Source organism: Micromonospora sp. NPDC050417, from assembly GCF_044458865.1.
Lineage (GTDB): Bacteria > Actinomycetota > Actinomycetes > Mycobacteriales > Micromonosporaceae > Micromonospora_G.
Genome location: NZ_JBITIH010000023.1, coordinates 38,499 through 57,373, shown reverse-complemented (window position 1 = coordinate 57,373; position 18,875 = coordinate 38,499). Strand labels below are relative to the sequence as shown.

Here is an 18,875-nt window from a genome sequence, read left to right as displayed (position 1 = left end):
AACGGGTCAGCGGCTGTCCGAGCCGGTCGTCGTGATGGCCGCGCGGCCCGCCTCCAGCCGGGCGACCGGCACCCGGAACGGTGAGCAGGAGACGTAGTCGAGCCCGACCTCGTGGAAGAAGTGGACCGACTCCGGGTCACCGCCGTGCTCGCCGCAGACTCCGAGCTTGAGGCCCGGTCGCGCGGCCCGGCCCTCCTCGGTGGCGATCCGGACCAACCGCCCCACCCCGTCCCGGTCGATCGACTCGAACGGGGAGATGCCGAAGATGCCCAGCTCCAGGTAACGCCAGAAGAACGCGCCCTCCACGTCGTCGCGGGAGAAGCCCCAGCCCATCTGGGTCAGGTCGTTGGTGCCGAAGGAGAAGAACTCCGCCGCCTCGGCGATCTGGCCGGCGGTCAGCGCCGCCCGGGGCACCTCGATCATGGTGCCGACCAGCACCTCGACACCGCTGTCGCCGACCACCTCGGTAATGATCTTCTCGGCCTCGGTCCGGACCGTCTCCAGCTCCTGCACCGCGCCGACCAGCGGCACCATGATCTCCGGACGGGCCACCCTGCCGTCGCGGGCACAGGCCACCGCCGCCTCCACGATCGCCCGCACCTGCATCGCGAAGAGCCCGGGGATGACCAGGCCGAGCCGGACCCCGCGCAGCCCGAGCATCGGGTTCTGCTCGTGCATCCGGCGTACCGCCGCGAGCAGCGCCTCCTCCTTGGCCGCGTCCTGGCCGCGCTCCTGAGCCACCGCCACGTTCACCGCCAACTCCTCCAACGGCGGCAGGAACTCGTGCAGCGGCGGGTCGATCAGGCGTACGGTCACCGGCTGCCCGTCCATCTCGCGGAAGATCTCCACGAAGTCGTCGCGCTGCAACGGCAGCAGCGCCGCGAGCGCCTCCTGCCGGTCGGCGTCGGTACGGGCCAGGATCAACCGCTCGACCAGCTCCCGCCGGTCCCCGAGGAACATGTGCTCGGTGCGGCACAGCCCGATCCCCTCGGCACCGAACCGCCGGGCTCGGGCCGCGTCCTCGCCGGTGTCGGCGTTGGTCCGTACCCGCAGCCGGCGCCGCTCGTCGGCGTGGGCCATGATCCGGTGTACGGCCTGCACCAGCGGGTCGTCCGACTCGCTCGGATCGAGGCTGCCCTCGAAGTAGCGCACCACCTCGGACGGGGAGACCGGCACCTCGCCCCGGTAGATCCGGCCGGTGGTTCCGTCGATCGAGACGACCTCGCCTTCCCGTACGGTCTGGCCGTCCACGGTGAACTGACGCGACCGTACGTTCACGTCGAGCGCGTCCGCGCCGCAGACACACGTTTTGCCCATCCCCCGCGCCACCACCGCCGCGTGGCTGGTCTTGCCGCCCCGGGAGGTGAGGATGCCCTGGGCGGCGATCATGCCGGGCAGGTCGTCCGGGCTGGTCTCCCGCCGGACCAGGATGACCGACTCGCCCTCGCCGGCCAGCTCGACCGCCCGCCCGGCGGAGAAGACCACCTTGCCGACCGCGGCGCCGGGCGAGGCGCCGATTCCGGCGGCGAGCGGCGCGACGTCGTGCTCCAGCCGGAACCGGGGGAACATGAGCTGGGCGAGCTGGGCGCCGTTCACCCGGTGCAGCGCCTCGTCCAGGTCGATCAGTCCCTCGTCGACGAGCTGGCCGGCGATCACGAACGCCGCCGCCGCGGTGCGCTTGCCGACCCGGGTCTGGAGCATCCAGAGCTTGCCCCGTTCGATGGTGAACTCGATGTCGCAGAGGTCGAGGTAGTGCTCCTCCAGTCGGGCCATGATGCCGAGCAGTTCGCCGTACGAGCGGGGGTCGAGCTTCTCCAGCTCCTGGAGCGGGACGGTGCTGCGGATGCCGGCGACCACGTCCTCCCCCTGGGCGTTGGCCAGGTAGTCGCCGTAGATGCCCTGGGCGCCGCTGGCCGGGTCGCGGGTGAACGCGACCCCGGTGCCGGAGTCCGGCCCGAGGTTGCCGAAGACCATCGCGACCACGTTGACCGCGGTGCCGAGGTCGGCCGGAATCCGCTCCTGGCGGCGGTAGAGGACCGCACGCTCGGCGTTCCACGAGCCGAAGACCGCGAAGATCGCCAGGTCGAGCTGCTCGCGCGGGTTCTGCGGGAAGTCCCGGCCGGTGTGCTTACGGAAGATCGTCTTGTACGTGTCGACCAGCGCCCGCAGGTCCGCCGCGTCGAGATCCAGGTCGTCGGTGGTGCCCTTGGCCCGCTTCACCTCGTCGAGCGCGTGTTCGAACTCCTCGCCCGGCACCTCGCAGACCGTCTTGCCGAACATCTGGATCAACCGCCGGTACGAGTCCCAGGCGAACCGCTCGTTCCCGCCGGCCTGGGCGGCGAGCCCGGTCACGCTGGCGTCGTTGAGCCCGACGTTGAGGACCGTCTCCATCATGCCCGGCATGGAGAACTTCGCCCCGGAGCGAACCGAGACCAGCAGCGGGTCGGCCGGGTCGCCGAGTCGCTTACCCATCGCCCGCTCCAGCGACGCCAGGTGCGCGGTGATCTGCTCGGCGAGTTCGGCGGGGGCGGTCCCGCTGGCCAGGTATGCCTGGCACGCCTCGGTGGTGATGGTGAATCCGGGCGGCACCGGTAGGCCGAGGTTGGTCATCTCCGCCAGGTTGGCGCCCTTGCCGCCGAGCAGGTCCTTGAGTTCCCTGTTGCCCTCGGTGAAGTCGTACACCCATTTGTGTCCGACGCTTGCCGTGTCCCTCGATGCCACCAGAAGCCTCCCACGTACGACGCTGAACGAAGGGTTGAGTTGGTCTGCTTACCCCGAGTACGGAATTCCGTACCGAGAAGAACCAATGGCCATTGGTCCGCGAAGGTTAAGCCAGCGTAGGGCGACCAGTCAGTAATGGGTGACAATCGGCACAGGCGTCGTCCCTGTCCGTGTTCGCACCGGTGTGCGGGAGCGCTTCCACGCGCATGAGCACGCACCAGGCCGGCGGTAACCTGGGTACGGCACCGAACGGCACCCCACCCCGGTCCCGCCCCCGAGGAAGCTGAACCGACGATGAGCAGTAGCCCACAGGAGCACGCCCCCGCCCGCCCCGCGCCACCGGCACCCCGTACGCCCGAACCGGGCGGGGCGGCCGTCCCGGCGACGGACACCCGGCTGACCGGGGTGCTGCCCGCGCCGACGCGCGTACGACCCGCGCCCGGTGTGCGCTACCGCCTCACCGCCGACACGGTCATCCGGACCGGTGCCGACCCGGCCGCCGGTACGGTCGCCGACTACCTGGCCACGCTGCTGCGCCCGGCCACCGGCCACCCGCTGCCGGTGATCCTCACCGACGACAACACCGTCCCACCGGCCGACGCGATCACCCTGCTCCTCGACCCGACCACCGAAACAGCGGCGAGCGGGACGGCGGCAACCAGGGACGCCGAGCACGAGGGCGGGTACCGGCTCAACGTGACCGGCGACGGCATCGTGATCCGGGCCCGGGACCGGGCCGGGCTCTTCCACGGCGTACAGACGCTGCGACAACTGCTGCCGGCGGCGATCGAGAACAGCACCGTCCAGCCCGGCCCCTGGGAGGTGCCGGGCGGAGAGATCGTCGACACGCCCCGATTCGCCTACCGGGGCGCCATGCTCGACGTCTCCCGCCACTTCTTCGAGGTCCCCGACGTACTCCGACTGGTCGACCAGCTCGCCCGGTACAAGCTCAACCACCTGCACCTGCACCTCACCGACGACCAGGGCTGGCGGATCGCCATCGACTCCTGGCCGAAGCTGGCCGAGATCGGCGGCGCCACCGAGGTTGACGGCGGGGTCGGCGGTTACTACACCCAGGCCGACTACCGGACCATCGTCGAGTACGCCGCCACCCGGCACATCACCGTGGTGCCGGAGATCGACCTCCCCGGGCACACCAACGCCGCACTGCACGCCTACCCGGAGATCGCGCCGGACGGGGTCGCGCCAGCGGCGTACACCGGCACCGAGGTCGGGTTCAGCTACCTCGCGGTCGACAACGAGCGCACGTACGACTTCGTCACCGACGTCCTCGGCGAACTCGCCGCACTCACCCCGGGCGCGTACCTGCACATCGGTGGGGACGAGGCATTCAAGCTCAACCCGGCCGACTACGCCACCGTGATGAACCGGGTGCAGCGAATCGTCGCCGACACCGGCCGTACGGTCGTCGGCTGGCACCAGCTCGCCCCGGCCGAGCACGTCCCCGGCCGGGTGCTCCAGTACTGGGGCACCAGCACCGCCGACGACAAGGTGACGGCGGCCGTCGCCCAGGGCGCACGAGTGATCATGTCCCCGGGCAACCGCACCTACCTGGACATGAAGTACACCGAGTCGACCACGCTCGGGCAGGACTGGGCCGGCCTGATCGAGGTACGTACCGCGTACGACTGGGACCCCGGGACGTACCTGGACGGGGTGCCCGAGGAGGCGGTCCTCGGGGTCGAGGCACCACTGTGGACGGAGACGATCCGTACCGTGGCGGAAATCGAGTACATGACCTTCCCCCGTCTGGTCGCCGTCGCCGAACTGGGCTGGTCCGACGGTTCGGCCCGGGACTGGGAGTCGTTCCGGCTCCGGCTCGCCGCACACAGCCCACGGTGGGACACCGCCGGGATCACCTACCACCCCTCCCCCGATGTCCCCTGGCCGACCGCGACCGGCAGCGCACCCGCCATCCCGGCACCGCGCCGCGAGATCGGCACCGTCGACCCGAGCGCCGACGAGGGCACTCAGCCGCCGGAGTCGTCCATCTCGGCACCCGCCGGTACGACGTCGCTGTCCCGGTCCGACAACCAACCATCCGGCAGGTAGACCTTGCCCGGCGAGTTCGTCCGACCACGCGGCTGACCGAGCGTCTGGGTCGGGAACGGCTCCACCGGGTCGAGCTTGCCGAGCAGGTCGTCCAACTCGGCCAAACTGTTGATCATCGCCAGCGCCCGGCGCAGCTCACCGCCGACCGGGAAACCCTTCAAATACCACGCCACATGCTTACGGAAGTCGGTGCAGCCGTCCCGCTCACTGCCCAACCACTCGGCCAGCAGCTCGGCGTGCCGGCGCATCGTCCCCGCCACCTGCCCCAGGTCCGGCAACACCCGGTCGGACCGGCCCGCGAAAGCCGCCGCCAGGTCGGCGAAGAGCCACGGCCGCCCCAGGCAACCCCGACCGACCACCACCCCGTCAGCGCCGGTCCGCTCCAACATGCGGAGCGCGTCATCCGCCTCCCAGATGTCCCCGTTGCCCAGCACCGGCACGTCCAGCGCCTGCTTCAGGGTGGCGATCGCGTCCCAGTCGGCGCTGCCCGAATAACGCTGCTCGGCCGTACGCGCGTGCAGCGCCACCGCCGCCACCCCGGCCTCCTGCGCGGCAAGACCGGCCTCGACGTACGTCAGATGGTCGTCGTCGATGCCCTTGCGCATCTTCACCGTGACCGGCACCCCGGCCGGTGCCGCCGCGGCCACCGCCGCCCGGACCAGCCGGGCGAAGAGCCGGCGCCGCCACGGCAACGCCGCACCGCCACCCTTGCGGGTGACCTTCGGCACCGGACAACCGAAGTTGAGGTCGATATGGTCGGCCAGGTCCTCCTCGACCACCATCCGCACCGCCGCCGCCGTCGTCTCCGGATCAACCCCGTAGAGCTGGAGACTGCGCGGACGCTCGTCACCACCGAACGCGATCATGCGCATGGTCCGGGGATTCCGCTCCACCAACGCCCGCGTAGTGACCATCTCGCAGACGTAGAGCCCGCCACCCTGTTCCCGACAGAGCTGGCGAAACGCGACATTGGTGATGCCGGCCATCGGCGCGAGCACCACCGGCGGCCACACCTGGTGCCCGCCGAGGGCCAGCGAACCCGGCACAGCCCGGGCAGCAGCGGACGACGTCATCCCCCGAGCATCCCACCTACCGCCTCCGGCGTAAGGAAGGGCCCCTTGTTATCGCTTTTGGTAGAGGAAGGGCCCCCTGTTAACCGCCCCCCCGTAACACACTTTCCGTCCCGCTGGGCGATTTCCACAGGTGGTTCGGTTGTCCACAGATCGGAGGCGGAAGGAGGTGGGCGCGGGGCACGGTGTCCCAGGCTGCACGGATGACCGGAGCAACCGACCTCGAACCGGCCGTGCGCCGCGAACCGGCGTCCGTGCCTGCCACGCCGACTGTCCCGACAATCCGACCACCGATGACAAGCGTCCCGACAATCCGGCCGCTGAGCGCCGAGCCATGGACGACCGAGAACAAGAACGAAACCGGACCCGTCGGGACGACCGGGACCGGGGCGACGAGCGAGACCGACGGTACGGCGCAGAGGGGCCCCGTTCAGGATCTGGAGACAACGGCCGCTCGGCAGCAACAGATCGTGTCCCGGGCCCAACTGCTGAGTGCCGGGGTGAGTGACATGCAGATCTACCGACGCGTCCGGCAAGGACGCTGGCAACGCCCACTGCCGGGGACGTACTCCTTGGTCACGGGTGTGTTGACGGATGAGCAACGGCGAATCGCGGCGGCGCTCTACACCGGACGGGACGGGCAGATCACCGCGGTGGCGGCCCTGCACTGGTACGGCTTCCGCTACGTACCCACGAGTGACCGGGTGCAGTTGATCGTGCCGCACCACAGCCGCAGGAAGTCGGCCGGGTACGTGAACGTCGCACGTGCTCTGACACTCGACAGCCGTGCTCGTGATGCCGGGCTGTACCGGGTCTGTTCGCCGGCCCGAGCGGTCGTCGACGCGGCCCGGGACATGCGCGATCTCCGTACCGTCCGGACCATCCTCGCGGAGGCGATCCAGCGCGACTTCACCGACCTGCCGGCGCTCGACGGGGAGATCCGACGTGCCCGCCGCAGCCGTACCGCGCTCGTCCGGCGGGCCTTCGCCGAGGTCGTCGACGGCGTGCGGTCAGCACCGGAGGCCGAACTCCGGGAGTGCCTGGCGGGCAGCGAGGTGCTGCCCGAGATCCGGTGGAACCCTCGGCTCGGTGACCGGTCCGGTGCCCGGCTCCCCAGTCCGGACGGCTGGATCGACGACGCCGCGATCGCCCTCGAGGTCGACTCCCGGGAGTTTCACTTCACGCCCACCGGTTGGGCCAACACCCTGCGGAGAAACAACGAACTGGGGCGGCACGGCGCGCTGGTGTTGCACTTCACGCCGGCTCAGATCAGACAAGACCCGGATCTGGTACGCCGCACGGTCGAGGACGCCTACCGTTCGCGTCAGGGCTCCCGCCCCCCGTGCTCGGTGCTCCTCCTACCCGAGCAAGCGCACTCACCCGAATAGGCGCGTTAGGAAGGGCCCCTTCCTATACAGAAAACGATAAGAAGGGGCCCTTCCTTACATCTCAGCAGCCGGGGAGGCGCTCGATGAGGTAGTTCTCCACCTGGTCGAGGGAGACGCGCTCCTGGAGCATGGTGTCGCGGTTGCGTACGGTGACCGCATTGTCGTTCAGGGTGTCGAAGTCGACCGTCACGCAGAACGGGGTGCCGATCTCGTCCTGCCGGCGGTAGCGGCGGCCGATCGCCTGCGAGTCGTCGAACTCGACCACCCAACGCTTGCGCAGTGCGGCGCTCAGGTCCCGCGCCTTCGGCGACAGCTCCGGGTTACGCGACAACGGCAGGACGGCCACCTTCACCGGGGAGAGCCGGGGATCGAAGCGCAGTACGGTTCGCTTGTCGACGCCGCCCTTGGTGTTCGGCGCCTCGTCCTCGTCGTACGCCTCCAGCAGGAACGCCAGCACCGCGCGGGTCAGGCCGGCGGCCGGCTCGATGACGTACGGCATCCAGCGCTCGCCCTTCTCCTGGTCGAAGTAGGAGAGGTCGACGCCGGAGTGCTTGCTGTGCGTGGTGAGGTCGAAGTCGGTCCGGTTGGCGATCCCCTCCAACTCGGAGAACTCGGTGCCGCCGAACATGAACTTGTACTCGATGTCCACGGTCCGCTTGGAGTAGTGGGAGAGCTTCTCCTTCGGGTGCTCGAACAGCCGCAGGTTCGCCTCGCTGAGGCCGAGGTCGATGTACCAGTTCCAGCGCTCACGCAGCCAGTAGTCGTGCCACTGCTCGTCCGAGCCCGGCTCGACGAAGAACTCCATCTCCATCTGCTCGAACTCGCGGGTACGGAAGATGAAGTTGCCCGGGGTGATCTCGTTGCGGAACGACTTGCCGACCTGGGCGATGCCGAACGGCGGCTTCTTCCGCGCCGACGTCATCACGTTGGCGAAGTTGACGAAGATCCCCTGGGCGGTCTCCGGGCGCAGGTAGTGCATGCCCTCGTCGCTCTCCACCGGACCCAGGTAGGTCTTCATCAGGCCGTTGAACATGCGCGGCTCGGTGAAGGTGCCCTTGTTGCCACAGTTCGAGCAGTTGATCTCCGCAAGGGAGGTCGGCGGCCGGCCCTGCCGGGCCTCGAACGCCTCTTCGAGGTGGTCGGCACGGAACCGCTTGTGACAGGACTGGCACTCGGTCAGCGGGTCGACGAACGCATCCAGGTGCCCGGAGGCGCCCCAGACGTCGCGGGCGAGGATGACGGCGGAGTCGAGCCCGACGATGTCGTCGCGCTGCTGCACCATCGTGCGCCACCACTGACGGCGGACGTTCTCCTTCAGCTCGACGCCGAGCGGGCCGTAGTCCCAGGCCGACCGGGTTCCTCCGTAGATCTCGCTGGAGGGGAAGACGAAGCCTCGACGCTTGGCGAGACTGACCACGGCATCGATACGGTCGGCAGGCATTGGTTCTCCTCCTACGCCGACTGGCGGTCGGCGGGGACAGGGTGTCGGCGGGGACGGTCCGGAACGGGACAACGGTACGGTCACCGGTGGTCCAAGCCCAGCAGATTACTCCGCCGGCCCACCGGTTACTCCGTTGGCCCACCGGCCCGACCAGCACCTCCGCCGGGCTGGCCCGGCTCCGGCCGCCCGGGGGCCGGAGGCTCTGGGCCCACCGGATCCCAGGTCCGGCTAGTTGACGCCGCAGACCTCAAGCTGACCGGTCCGGCGGTCCTGTGCGAGCAGCACCCGCAGGCGGTCGGAACCACCGGTGCCGTAGACGACGTCGACCGGGACGGCCAGGTCGGTGGTGCCGGTGACCTCACCTATCTCGTACGACCGGATCTGCGGCTCGTCGGAGACCCGTGCCTCGAACTCGCGTGGCGACTCCCGGCGCTGGGCCGCGTCGCAGAGGACCTCGTAGGCGTTGTCGTACTCCTGCTTGCGGAGCGCGTCGAAATAGTCGCCGGTCACCGCCCGGGCCTGTTCGTTGACCGCCTGGCCACCCGCCACGCCCAGCCCGACCACGGCCGCCGCCCCGCCGCCGCAGCAGAGCACCACCGCGAGCGCGGCCACACCCAGCCCGAGCCAGAGCCGCATGGTCCGGCCCTCGGTCGGCGGCGCGGCGAACGGGGGCGTGACCCCCGGTCCGGGCGGCGGCGCGGACACACCGCCCTGCGATGGTGGGCCGTACGTTCCGGGCGGCACCGGGTACGGCATCGGCGGGCCGGCCGGCCCCGGAGTGGTCATGGTCGCAAGGGTAGTGCCCGCGATCTCATCGTCGGGGATCAGTGGCCCGGTCACTCGCCGTGACCTCGACCGTGCCGCCCGGGTCGGCCGTGGCGAGCGCCTCGTAGGCGGACGGCTCGTCCAGCGATTCGGCGAGCAGCGGGGTCGCGTACACCTTGACGTCGAAGGCGCCCAGGGCGCGGCGGTAGGTGCCGACGGACTCCCATTCGGTCACCAGCGCCCAGTGCCGGGGGTCGTCGAGCGCGCGGAGGAGCTGCCCGCGCTGGTAACCGGGGCGGGCGGCCAGCGCGGCCAGCGCGGCGTGTGCCCGTTCCGTGAAGGACGCCGCGCCGTCCTCGTCGACCACGAACCGGTTCGTCACCAGCACCGGGTGCCTCCTCGTAGAGTTTGTGCCATGCAGCGTACGCAGAGCGTCTTGCTGGCCCGCCTGGCCCGGGTGAATCCGACCGTCGTGTTCCTCGCCACGGTCATCGTGATGCTCGTCGGCCTTTTCGCACCGGGGATCATCGGCGGGGCGGTGCTGCTGGCGCTCGCCGCCGGGTTGCTGGCGCTGCTGCGGGTCACCTGGCCGGTGCAGCCGCCGGCGACGCGGCTCTTCCGCCTGTTGATGTTGGCCCTGCTGACCACGGTGGCCCTGGTGAAGATCCTCTGATCCGAGGCCCCTCCACCCGATAGTCCACGGGCCCTCCGCCGGTGATCCGAGGGCCCGCCGCCCGGCCGACCGACGCCCGCCGCGCGCTTGGTCACATGCACGCATGCGTTTTTGACAATCATTCTCATTCGCGCGGACAGTAGGTGTCATGGTGATCCGCTCCGTCCCCCGTACCCTGGCCCTCGCCGCGAGCGCGCTGCTGGCCCTCGGCACCGCCGCCGCCTGCGGCTCCGGCTCCGGCGGGAGCGCCGACGGGCGGATCGACGTGGTCGCGGCCTTCTATCCGCTCCAGTACGTCGCCGAGCGGGTCGGCGGCGACGCCGTACGGGTGACGAACCTCGCCAAGCCGGGCGCCGAACCGCACGACCTCGAACTGAACCCGGGCCAGGTCGGCCAGATCAGCGACGCCGACGTGATCGTCTACCTCGACGGCTTCCAGCCGGCGGTGGACGACGCGATCAAGCAGGTCGGCGGCGACCGGAGCTTCGACGTGGCCGCGGTGGAGCCGCTGCGCGACGCCACGGCCGGTGGACACGAGCACGAGGGCGAGGGCGAGGGGGCGGCGGCCGAGGAGAAGGCCGGCGCCAAGGACCCACACGTCTGGCTCGACCCGACCCGGCTCGCCACCATCGGCGACAAGCTCGCCGAACGCCTCGGCAGGACCGACCCGGGCCGGGCCGCCGACTACACCGCCCGCGCCCAGACCCTGCGGACCGAGCTGACCGCCCTGGACCAGGAGTACGCCCAGGGCCTGCGCAACTGCCAGCGCCGCGAGCTCGTCACCGCGCACACCGCCTTCGGCTACCTGGCCGCGCGCTACGAACTGGAGCAGGTCGGCATCTCCGGGATCACCCCAGAGGACGAGCCCTCGCCGAAGCGGCTGGCCGAGGTCGCCGACGAGGCGAAGGAGCACGGCGCCACCACGATCTTCTTCGAGACCCTGGTCAGCCCGAAGGTCGCCGAGACGATCGCCCGGGAGATCGGCGCGTCGACCGCCGTACTCGACCCGATCGAGGGGCTTTCCGACGGTGGCGGTGACTACGCTTCCGTGATGCGTACCAACCTCGGCGCTCTGAAGAGCGCTTTGAGCTGCTCATGAGCGAACATCTACGGGTGGACGCAGAAGAACGCCGAGCGACGGTCGGCGAGCAGCCCCGGGCCACGGGGACCAGCACGCCCCGGGACACGGTGAACGGCACGGCGCGGACGGCCGTCGAGGAGTTGCCCCGGACGGCGGTGGACGCGACCCCGGGCACGGTGCGGGTCGAGTCGCGCCGGACGGTGGTCGGAGTCGACCGGGCGATGGTGAGCTACGGCGACCGCCGGGTGCTGCGCTCCGTCTCGCTGCGGGTCCAGACCGGCGAGGTGGTCGCCGTACTCGGGGCGAACGGTTCGGGCAAGTCGACCCTGATCCGGGCCGTCCTCGGGCTGGTTCCGCTCGGCGGCGGGTCGGTCGAGCTGTTCGGCACCCCGCTGCGCAGGTTCCGGCAGTGGGCCCGGCTCGGCTACGTGCCGCAGCGGCTCGGCGCCGGCAGCGGCGTACCGGCGACGGTGGCCGAGGTGGTCGCCGCCGGCCGGCTGGCCCGGCGGGGCTTCCTGCGCCCGTCGGGCGCCGCGGACCGTACGGCGGTGGCGAACGCCCTGCGCGCGGTCGGGCTCAGCGACCGGGCCGCCGACCCGGTCTCCACCCTCTCCGGCGGCCAGCAGCAGCGGACCCTGATCGCCCGCGCCCTGGCCGGTCAGCCGGAACTGCTGATCCTGGACGAGCCGACGGCCGGCGTCGACGCCGGCAGCCAGGAGGCGTTCGCCGGGGCGCTGCGCAACTTCGTCGCCGACGGCGGGACGGTCCTGCTCGTCGCCCACGAACTCGGCCCGCTGGCGCCGCTGATCAGCCGGGCCGTGGTGGTGGCGCAGGGCGAGATCGTGCACGACGGCGCGGTGCCGGAGCCGGCGGGACACCACGCCGACACCGACCACGACCACGTCCACCCGCACGGTCCGGAGGAACTACCGGGGTTGTGCATCAAATGATGATCTTCCAGTACGAATTCATGCTCCGCGCACTCGTCGGTGCCCTGGTCATCGGGCTCGCCGCTCCGGCGCTCGGCATCTACCTGGTGCAGCGCCGGATGTCGCTGATCGGCGACGGGGTCGGGCACGTCGCCCTCACCGGGGTCGGGATCGGCCTGCTGCTGAACACCTCCCCGGTGCTCACCGCCGTGATCGTCTCGGCGGTCGGCGCCGTCGCCATCGAACTGGTCCGGGAACGCGGACGCACCTCCGGTGACCTGGCGTTGGCCCTGCTCTTCTACGGCGGTATCGCCGGTGGGGTGATGCTGGTCGGCCTCTCCGCCAACAGCAGCAACGCGACCCTGATGTCGTACCTTTTCGGCGCCCTGACCACGACGTCGCCGGAGGACCTGGTGGTGATCGTGGTGGTCGCCGTCGTGGTGCTGGCCGCCATGCTCGGCCTGCGCCCGGCGCTCTTCGCGATCAGCCACGACGAGGAGTACGCCCGGGTCTCCGGACTGCCGGTGCGTGCGCTCAACCTGTTGCTCGCCGCGACCACGGCGGTGACCGTGACCATCGCCATGCGGACCGTCGGACTGCTGTTGATCAGCGCCCTGATGGTGATCCCGGTCGCTACCGCGCAGCAGTTCAGCCGGGGCTTCCGGAGCACGATGGCGGCGGCGATGACGCTCGGGCTGGTCGCCGCCGCAGTCGGGATCTGGCTGGCAGGAACGGCCAATACCGCTCCCGGTGCGACGATCGTGGTGGTTTCGATCGCCGGTTTCCTGCTCGTCGCCCTCGGTGGTGCCGGCTGGCGGTCCCTGCGCCGACGGACAGGGCCGGCCGGCGCCGACGGACCGGTCGAGCCCGCCGGGGCGCCCGAATCGGTGCTGGAGCAGACGGCCCCGTTGGTCGGACCGGGACGATAGTGGTTACCGTTACGTGGTGACCAGCGGAGGATACGAGGTGTACGAGAGCGCCGGGGAACTGTTACGAGCACTCTCCGCTCCGATCCGGGTCGCGATCGTCACCGAACTCGCCGACGGTGAGCGCTGCGTACACGAACTGGTGGAGAAGCTCGGTGCGGCGCAGCCGCTCGTCTCCCAGCACCTGCGGGTGCTCCGCGGCGCCGGGGTGGTACGCGGCTCGCGTCGTGGCCGGGAGATCGCGTACGCGCTGGTCGACGAGCACATCGCGCACATCGTCGCGGACGCCGTCAGCCACGCGGGCGAAGCGGCCCCGGCGCGGCTCAACGCGAGCTGACCGCCGAGGAGGGGACATGACGGACGCGGACACGGCAAGCGGCACCGCAGTCCGCAACACCCGGCAGCGCAGCGCGGTCGCCGCCCTGCTGGCCGAGGTGGCGGGCTTCCACAGCGCCCAGGACCTGCACGGGATGCTGCGTGAGCGGGGCGAACGGGTCGGGCTGACCACCGTCTACCGGACTCTGCAGGCACTCGCCGACGCGGGCGAGATCGACGTGATGCGCCCGGCCGGCGGGGAGCACCTCTACCGGCGGTGCAGCGACGGGCACCACCACCACCTGGTCTGCCGGGGCTGTGGCCGTACGGTCGAGATCGAGGGTCCGGCGGTGGAGCACTGGGCCGACCGGGTCGCTGCCACACACGGGTACGCCGACGTCAGCCACACGCTCGAAATCTTCGGCACCTGCCCGGACTGCGCCGCCTGATCCACCGGAGGCACCCGTACCCAGCACGGACGGTTGAACGGTTTTCGCGTCCGGTCCACCCGTGGCACGCTCTTCGACGTGAAGATTTACGCTGACCGTTTTCCGACCGCCGTCCGGCAACTCCTCACCGACCTCCTCGTCGTCGCCTGGGTGTACCTGTCGATCCGGTTCGCGATGTGGCTCTACGACCTCATCCAGAAGCTCGCCGTACCGGGGCAGAAGCTGGAGGGCGCCGGCACCGACCTGGCCCGGAACTTCGCCGAGGCAAGCGACAAGATCGGGCGTACGCCCCTGGTCGGTGACGAGCTGACCGGGCCGTTCGACCGGGCGGCCGAGGCGGCCCGGTCACTCGCCGAGGCGGGGCAGAACCAGCAGGAGCAGGTGGGTGACCTGGCGTGGGCGCTGGCCCTGCTCGCACTGGTCCTCCCACTGGCCGTGGTGCTGCTCGGCTGGTTGCCGCTGCGGCTGCGGTGGATCCGCCGGGCCAGCGCGGCGAAGGTGCTGCGTACCGCGCCGGCCGGGCGGGACCTGCTCGCGCTCCGGGCGCTGTCGAACCAGCCCCTGCGGCAGCTCAACCGGATCGGTCCGGATGTGGCGCAGGCGTGGCGACTCGGTGACGAGGCCACCGTCGATGCCCTGGCCGCTCTGGAGTTACGGCGCCTCGGACTCCGCGTGAATCGATAGAGTTGACCACTGTGCGTATCGTGCTCGGTCTGCTGAGCGTCGTCCTGCTCGGCTACGCTGCCGCCCTGCTCTGGGCGGCCCAGCGTGGCCGGGGCATTCCGCGCGCGGCATACCTGGCACTGATCCCGCTCAACCTGGCCGTGCTCATCCTGGTCATCCTGGTGGTCTGGTAACCGGTCACCGCACCGGTGGAGCCTGCGACGGGATGCGGCGGCGTACGTCCGGCACGGTGGCGGGGCCCGGCTCCCAGGCGGCCACCCACGCCTGCTCCCCCGCCGGGGTGACGACACCGTCCTCGACGAACGCGTACCGGCCGGCGAGGATCCGTGTGGCCGCCGCCACGTCAACCGAGTCGGTGTTCTCCCACAGGTGGTGGAAGAGGGTCTCGACCCGGGTCCGGGCCTGCCGGCAGAACAGGTCGGCCAACTCGACCCCTTCGGGGCGGTCGTCGCGCTCGGCCCGGGCCCGTACGGCGACCGCGGCCATCGCGAACAGTTCCGCGCCGATGTCCACGATCCGGCCGAGGAATGCCTGCTTGCGTTCGAGCTTTCCCTGCCAGCGGGACATCGCGTAGAAGGTGGAGCGGGCCAGTTTGCGCGAGGAGCGCTCGACGTAGCGCAGGTGTCGCGCCAGGGGGCCGAATTCGGCGTACGCCCCGGGTTGCTGGCCGCGACCGACCGCGAGCGTGGGCAGCCACCTCGCGTAGAAGACGCTGGCGTTGGCGGCGGCGCGGGCCTTGCGGCGCAGGCGTGCGTCGGGGTCGATGATGTCGCCGGCGACGGAGAGGTGGGCGTCGACCGCCTCACGGGCGATCAGCAGGTGCATGATCTCGGTCGAGCCCTCGAAGATCCGGTTGATCCGCAGGTCACGCAGGAGTTGCTCGACGGCGGCCGGTCGTTCGCCCCGGGCAGCGAGTGAGTCGGCGGTCTCGTAGCCGCGACCGCCCCGGATCTGGATCAGATCGTCGGCGACCTGCCACGCCATCTCGCTGGCGTAGAGCTTGACCAGCGCGGCTTCGATCCGAATGTCGGAGGTGTCGTCGTCGGCGAGCATGCAGCAGAGGTCGAGCATGGTTTCCATGCCGTACGTGGTGGCGGCGATGAAGGAGAGTTTCTTCGCCACCGCCTCGTGCTCGCCGACCGGACGGCCCCACTGGACCCGTTCCGCCGACCATTCACGGGCCACGTTCAGCGACCATTTGGCGGCGCCTACGCACATCGCCGGCAGCGAGAGCCGGCCGGTGTTCAGTGTGGTCAGGGCGATCTTCAGGCCCTTGCCCTCGCCACCGATGACGTTCTCCTTCGGCACGATCACGTCGTGGAAGCGGGTGACGCTGTTCTCCAGGCCGCGTAGGCCGAGGAAGGCGTTGCGTCGCTCGACGGTGATGCCGGGTGAGTCGCCCTCGACCACGAACGCGGTGATTCCGCCGCGCCGCCCGTCGCCGGCCGGCACCCGGGCCATCACCACGAGCAGGGTGGCGACGGTGCCGTTGGTGGCCCAGAGTTTGATGCCGTTGAGCCGGTAGCCGCTGCCGTCCTCGGTCGGTTCGGCGGTGGTGGCCAGGCGGGCCGGGTCGGAGCCGACGTCGGGCTCGGTGAGGAGGAAGGCGGAGACCTCGCCGGCGGCGAGCCGGGGCAGAAAGCGTTGCTTCTGTTCGTCGGTGCCGAACATCTTCAACGGCTGCGGCACTCCGATCGACTGGTGCGCGGAGAGCAGCGCGCCGATCGCCGGGCTGGCCGAGCCGGCGAGCATCAGTGCCCGGCAGTAGTGCAGGTTGCTCAGGCCGAGGCCGCCGTACTTCTCGTCGATCTTCATGCCGAAGGCGCCGAGCCGGGCGAGACCGTGGAAGACCTCATCGGGGATTTCGGCGTCGCGTTCGATCTGTGCGCCGTCGACGTCGGTGCGGACGTAGGAGTCGAGTTGGCGCAGCCACTGCTCGGCCCGGGCGGCGCGGTCCGGGTCGGGGCGCGGCCAGGGGTCGATCAGGTCGAGTCGGAGCCGGCCGAGGAAGAGTTCCCTGCCGAAGCTCGGTTTGCCCCAGGTGGTTTCCCGGGCCGCCTCGGCAACCTGGCGGGCTTCCCGTTCGGAGACCTGGCCGGCTTCCTTCGGCAGTGGCCCGATCCCGTCGGCGGTGCTGGTCGGCCCGGGTCCGTCGGCGCCGTCCGCCGCCGGCCGGTCATTCTGCGTGGTGGTCACGGCAACCCCCTAGACGAGGTACGGCAAAAGCCTGCGCTGACCTGCACGGACAACGCTACTGCGCCCTGTTACCCAGCGGTAGCTTTGTGCACTCCCCGAAATTTCCGGCAACCGGTCAGCTTCCCGGAATCACCGGCGGCAGGTCGTCCTCGGCCGCGTCCACGTCGTCCTCGTCCTCGTCGTCTTCACCCCACTTGCGGCGCAGGTACGGCAGCCCGGCCCAGAAGGTCAGGAACCAGACCGCGGTGAGACCGCTGAGCACGAACGCGATCGGACGGGGCAGGACGAAGTCGGTGATCAGCAGCACGGAACTGACCATCGCGATCAACATGAAGCCGAGCCCACCGGTGGCCATGCTGTGCGCGAAGAACACCAGTTCCGGTTTGCGTCCCTGGCGGAACAGTGCCCGGTGAAAGGCGACCGGCGAAATGATCAACGCGGTCGCGGCGGCGGCGGCGAGCAGCGCCACCACGTACACGTCCCTCTGGAACTGGCTGGTGTCCGGGAAGCCGTTGCTGAACGGGAGAGTGAGCAGGAACGCGAAGAGGATCTGCACCCCGGTCTGCGCGACCCGCAACTCCTGCAGCAGGTCGGCGAAGTTGCGCTGCCAGCGCTGCTTCTCGGTCTCCTTGGACACCCCGGGCCGCCTCTCGTTCACGTTTGGTCCGGCAGCTTTGCCCGGCTCGCGCTTGCGTCAAACGTGAACTCGCCTCGGGTGAGGAGGTCTATGACACCGAGGGTCAGGCCCCCGGCTGGGAGATGTTCACCATCCACGGGGTGCCGAACCGGTCCACACACGCACCGAACTCGTCACCCCACATCTGCTTCTCCAGTTCGACCGAGACCGCGCCGCCCTCGACCAGCTTCTCCCAGTAGCCGCGCAACTCGCCGCTGTTCTCCCCGCTCAGGCTGACCGTGATGTTGTCCCCCGGGTTGTACGCCATTCCCGGCGGAGTGTCAGACCCCATGAGAGTGAACCCGCTCGGGGTCTCCAACATCCCGTGCATGATCCCCTCGGCGTCGCCGCCGCCCGCCGCACCGAACTCACCGAAGGTGGTCAGGCGCAACTCACCACCGAAGACCGCCTGGTAGAACTCCATGGCCTGCCGCGCGTTGCCATTGAAGCTGATGTACGGATTCAGGCGAGAAACCACTGCACTCTCCTCACGTCGCGACCTGGATGACGTTCGCAGGCTAACCCCGAACGGCGGCCCGGGCCGGTACGGCGCGCGACGACGGACATCGTCACCGGAGTGGATGGGTAACGGAGACGCATGCGTACGCCACAACCCACACTCGACGAACAGTCGGAGACAGTCGGATGGTGGGCGAGGCGACTCGACCCCGACCGTTCGCTCGGCCTGCGGCTGACCATGGCGTCCGTCGCGGCGCTGCTCGTACTCGTCCCCTTCTCCGTACTGGCCCTGCTGGTCATCTCCGCCTGGTGGCCGCTACGCGAGGTCGACGAGAACCTGGCCGACGCACTGCACTCGGTCGCGGTGACACGTCCCGGATGGGTGGCGGCGATGCAGACCTGGACCGACCTCTTCGGCCCCGGGCCGCTGCGGGCGGCGGTCCTGGCCACGGCCGCGTGGCTGTGGTGGCGTGGCGCGCGACGGGTGGCACTCTGGGCCGTCACGACGATGGTGACCGGCGGGGTGCTCGGCGCCACGCTCAAGCTGATCTTCGGACGGGACCGGCCGAACATGCTGGACGCCGTCTCCCACGCCCCCGGCTACTCGTTCCCGTCCGGACACGCGCTCACCGCCGCACTGGCTGCCGGCGTACTCCTGCTTGCTCTCCTGCCCTTCCTCGACCAGCCCACCGACGGCCGGCGGCGGCGCGCGGCCCGGTGGGCGCTGTGGGCCGGCGCCATCATCGTCACGGTGGTGACCGGGCTGAGCCGGATCGCGCTCGGCGTGCACTGGATGAGCGACGTCATCGGCGGCTGGATCCTCGGCGCCGCCGTGGTCGCCGCGACAACAGCCGCCTTCGCCACCTGGCGTGACCGGGTCGGCCGCCGCCCCACCTCCCCGGTGAGCGACGGCGTCGTCGAAGAGGAGAGCCAACGAGAGCCAGAGCACCCGACCGCGTAGCGGGGAACGACACCGCCAGATGCCGGCACGGGTCGGACGACGGCGATCGCCCCGGGTTCATATGCTGA

At 70.4% G+C, this 18,875-nt stretch carries 19 protein-coding genes; 11 read left to right on the top strand and 8 right to left on the bottom strand.

All coding sequences use genetic code 11. The features are described 5' to 3' along the window. Positions 1-6: 6 nt before the first annotated feature. The gene (gene ppdK / locus ACIBF5_RS26285; RefSeq protein WP_396815542.1) at positions 7-2,721 is read right to left on the bottom strand and encodes a pyruvate, phosphate dikinase; all 2,715 of its coding nucleotides are present in this window, start codon (positions 2,719-2,721) and stop codon (positions 7-9) included. 294 nt (positions 2,722-3,015) lie between these two features. Here ppdK and ACIBF5_RS26280 point away from each other — a divergent pair, with 294 nt between their 5' ends. After that, positions 3,016-4,794 carry a beta-N-acetylhexosaminidase gene (locus ACIBF5_RS26280; protein ID WP_396815541.1) on the top strand — a complete coding sequence of 593 codons (1,779 nt, stop codon included), beginning with the start codon at positions 3,016-3,018 and terminating at the stop codon, positions 4,792-4,794. Here ACIBF5_RS26280 and dusB read toward each other — a convergent pair. Further along, positions 4,713-5,867 (bottom strand): tRNA dihydrouridine synthase DusB, encoded by a 1,155-nt coding sequence (gene dusB / locus ACIBF5_RS26275; RefSeq protein ID WP_396815540.1) that lies wholly within the window; start codon positions 5,865-5,867, stop codon positions 4,713-4,715. The genes ACIBF5_RS26280 and dusB overlap by 82 nt on opposite strands. A 290-nt stretch (positions 5,868-6,157) precedes the next feature. Here dusB and ACIBF5_RS26270 point away from each other — a divergent pair, with 290 nt between their 5' ends. Next, positions 6,158-7,252, top strand: a complete 1,095-nt coding sequence (locus ACIBF5_RS26270; protein ID WP_396815539.1) for a type IV toxin-antitoxin system AbiEi family antitoxin domain-containing protein — start codon at positions 6,158-6,160, stop codon at positions 7,250-7,252. A 61-nt stretch (positions 7,253-7,313) separates the two neighbouring features. Here ACIBF5_RS26270 and ACIBF5_RS26265 read toward each other — a convergent pair whose 3' ends face one another. The 3 genes from ACIBF5_RS26265 to ACIBF5_RS26255 all read right to left on the bottom strand — a co-directional run bounded on the left by ACIBF5_RS26265 (position 7,314) and on the right by ACIBF5_RS26255 (position 9,846). Next, positions 7,314-8,693: a glycine--tRNA ligase gene (locus ACIBF5_RS26265; protein ID WP_396815538.1), complete on the bottom strand. Its 1,380-nt coding sequence runs from the start codon at positions 8,691-8,693 to the stop codon at positions 7,314-7,316. Between the two features lie 228 nt (positions 8,694-8,921). Then, positions 8,922-9,398 (bottom strand): hypothetical protein, encoded by a 477-nt coding sequence (locus tag ACIBF5_RS26260; protein WP_396815601.1) that lies wholly within the window; start codon positions 9,396-9,398, stop codon positions 8,922-8,924. A gap of 106 nt (positions 9,399-9,504) precedes the next feature. Next, a complete protein-coding gene (locus tag ACIBF5_RS26255) occupies positions 9,505-9,846 on the bottom strand; it encodes an antibiotic biosynthesis monooxygenase family protein (protein WP_396815537.1) in 342 nt (113 codons plus the stop codon). Positions 9,847-9,873: 27 nt separating this feature from the next. Between ACIBF5_RS26255 and ACIBF5_RS26250 the strand changes: the two genes are divergently transcribed. The 8 genes from ACIBF5_RS26250 (at position 9,874) to ACIBF5_RS26215 (ending at position 14,688) form a co-directional block, all read left to right on the top strand. Next, positions 9,874-10,131 (top strand): hypothetical protein, encoded by a 258-nt coding sequence (locus ACIBF5_RS26250; RefSeq protein WP_396815536.1) that lies wholly within the window; start codon positions 9,874-9,876, stop codon positions 10,129-10,131. Between the two features lie 148 nt (positions 10,132-10,279). Then, positions 10,280-11,230, top strand: a complete 951-nt coding sequence (locus ACIBF5_RS26245) for a metal ABC transporter substrate-binding protein (RefSeq protein ID WP_396815535.1) — start codon at positions 10,280-10,282, stop codon at positions 11,228-11,230. 203 nt (positions 11,231-11,433) lie between these two features. Further along, entirely contained in the window at positions 11,434-12,162 is a 729-nt protein-coding gene (locus tag ACIBF5_RS26240; RefSeq protein WP_396815600.1) for a metal ABC transporter ATP-binding protein, read from the top strand. Then, positions 12,159-13,070 (top strand): metal ABC transporter permease, encoded by a 912-nt coding sequence (locus tag ACIBF5_RS26235; RefSeq protein ID WP_396815534.1) that lies wholly within the window; start codon positions 12,159-12,161, stop codon positions 13,068-13,070. Before ACIBF5_RS26240 ends, ACIBF5_RS26235 begins: the two co-directional genes overlap by 4 nt. A 16-nt stretch (positions 13,071-13,086) precedes the next feature. Further along, complete coding sequence (locus ACIBF5_RS26230) at positions 13,087-13,404, top strand: ArsR/SmtB family transcription factor (protein ID WP_396815533.1); 318 nt, start codon at positions 13,087-13,089, stop codon at positions 13,402-13,404. 16 nt (positions 13,405-13,420) lie between these two features. Further along, positions 13,421-13,831, top strand: coding sequence for a Fur family transcriptional regulator (locus tag ACIBF5_RS26225; RefSeq protein ID WP_396815532.1), 411 nt, complete (start codon positions 13,421-13,423; stop codon positions 13,829-13,831). A gap of 78 nt (positions 13,832-13,909) precedes the next feature. Beyond that, positions 13,910-14,515, top strand: coding sequence for a hypothetical protein (locus tag ACIBF5_RS26220; RefSeq protein ID WP_396815531.1), 606 nt, complete (start codon positions 13,910-13,912; stop codon positions 14,513-14,515). Positions 14,516-14,526: 11 nt separating this feature from the next. Further along, the gene (locus ACIBF5_RS26215; RefSeq protein ID WP_170208534.1) at positions 14,527-14,688 is read left to right on the top strand and encodes a hypothetical protein; all 162 of its coding nucleotides are present in this window, start codon (positions 14,527-14,529) and stop codon (positions 14,686-14,688) included. A gap of 4 nt (positions 14,689-14,692) precedes the next feature. Here ACIBF5_RS26215 and ACIBF5_RS26210 read toward each other — a convergent pair whose 3' ends face one another. From ACIBF5_RS26210 to ACIBF5_RS26200, 3 genes are all read right to left on the bottom strand, one after another. Next, a complete protein-coding gene (locus ACIBF5_RS26210; RefSeq protein ID WP_396815530.1) occupies positions 14,693-16,711 on the bottom strand; it encodes an acyl-CoA dehydrogenase family protein in 2,019 nt (672 codons plus the stop codon). A 115-nt stretch (positions 16,712-16,826) separates the two neighbouring features. Next, complete coding sequence (locus ACIBF5_RS26205; RefSeq protein WP_396815529.1) at positions 16,827-17,348, bottom strand: DUF6328 family protein; 522 nt, start codon at positions 17,346-17,348, stop codon at positions 16,827-16,829. A 103-nt stretch (positions 17,349-17,451) separates the two neighbouring features. Then, positions 17,452-17,865 carry a VOC family protein gene (locus tag ACIBF5_RS26200; protein WP_396815528.1) on the bottom strand — a complete coding sequence of 138 codons (414 nt, stop codon included), beginning with the start codon at positions 17,863-17,865 and terminating at the stop codon, positions 17,452-17,454. A 120-nt stretch (positions 17,866-17,985) separates the two neighbouring features. Between ACIBF5_RS26200 and ACIBF5_RS26195 the strand changes: the two genes are divergently transcribed. Then, positions 17,986-18,807, top strand: a complete 822-nt coding sequence (locus ACIBF5_RS26195; protein ID WP_396815527.1) for a phosphatase PAP2 family protein — start codon at positions 17,986-17,988, stop codon at positions 18,805-18,807. The last annotated feature ends 68 nt before the right edge of the window (positions 18,808-18,875 follow it).

Coding starts and splice junctions, on each gene's coding strand:
- ACIBF5_RS26270 (WP_396815539.1), top strand. CDS start 6,158: ATGACAAGCGTCCCGACAATCCGGCCGCTGAGCGCCGAGCCATGGACG.
- ACIBF5_RS26240 (WP_396815600.1), top strand. CDS start 11,434: ATGGTGAGCTACGGCGACCGCCGGGTGCTGCGCTCCGTCTCGCTGCGG.
- ACIBF5_RS26245 (WP_396815535.1), top strand. CDS start 10,280: ATGGTGATCCGCTCCGTCCCCCGTACCCTGGCCCTCGCCGCGAGCGCG.
- ACIBF5_RS26225 (WP_396815532.1), top strand. CDS start 13,421: ATGACGGACGCGGACACGGCAAGCGGCACCGCAGTCCGCAACACCCGG.
- dusB (WP_396815540.1), bottom strand. CDS start 5,867: ATGACGTCGTCCGCTGCTGCCCGGGCTGTGCCGGGTTCGCTGGCCCTC.
- ACIBF5_RS26250 (WP_396815536.1), top strand. CDS start 9,874: ATGCAGCGTACGCAGAGCGTCTTGCTGGCCCGCCTGGCCCGGGTGAAT.
- ACIBF5_RS26235 (WP_396815534.1), top strand. CDS start 12,159: ATGATGATCTTCCAGTACGAATTCATGCTCCGCGCACTCGTCGGTGCC.
- ACIBF5_RS26280 (WP_396815541.1), top strand. CDS start 3,016: ATGAGCAGTAGCCCACAGGAGCACGCCCCCGCCCGCCCCGCGCCACCG.
- ACIBF5_RS26195 (WP_396815527.1), top strand. CDS start 17,986: ATGCGTACGCCACAACCCACACTCGACGAACAGTCGGAGACAGTCGGA.
- ACIBF5_RS26265 (WP_396815538.1), bottom strand. CDS start 8,693: ATGCCTGCCGACCGTATCGATGCCGTGGTCAGTCTCGCCAAGCGTCGA.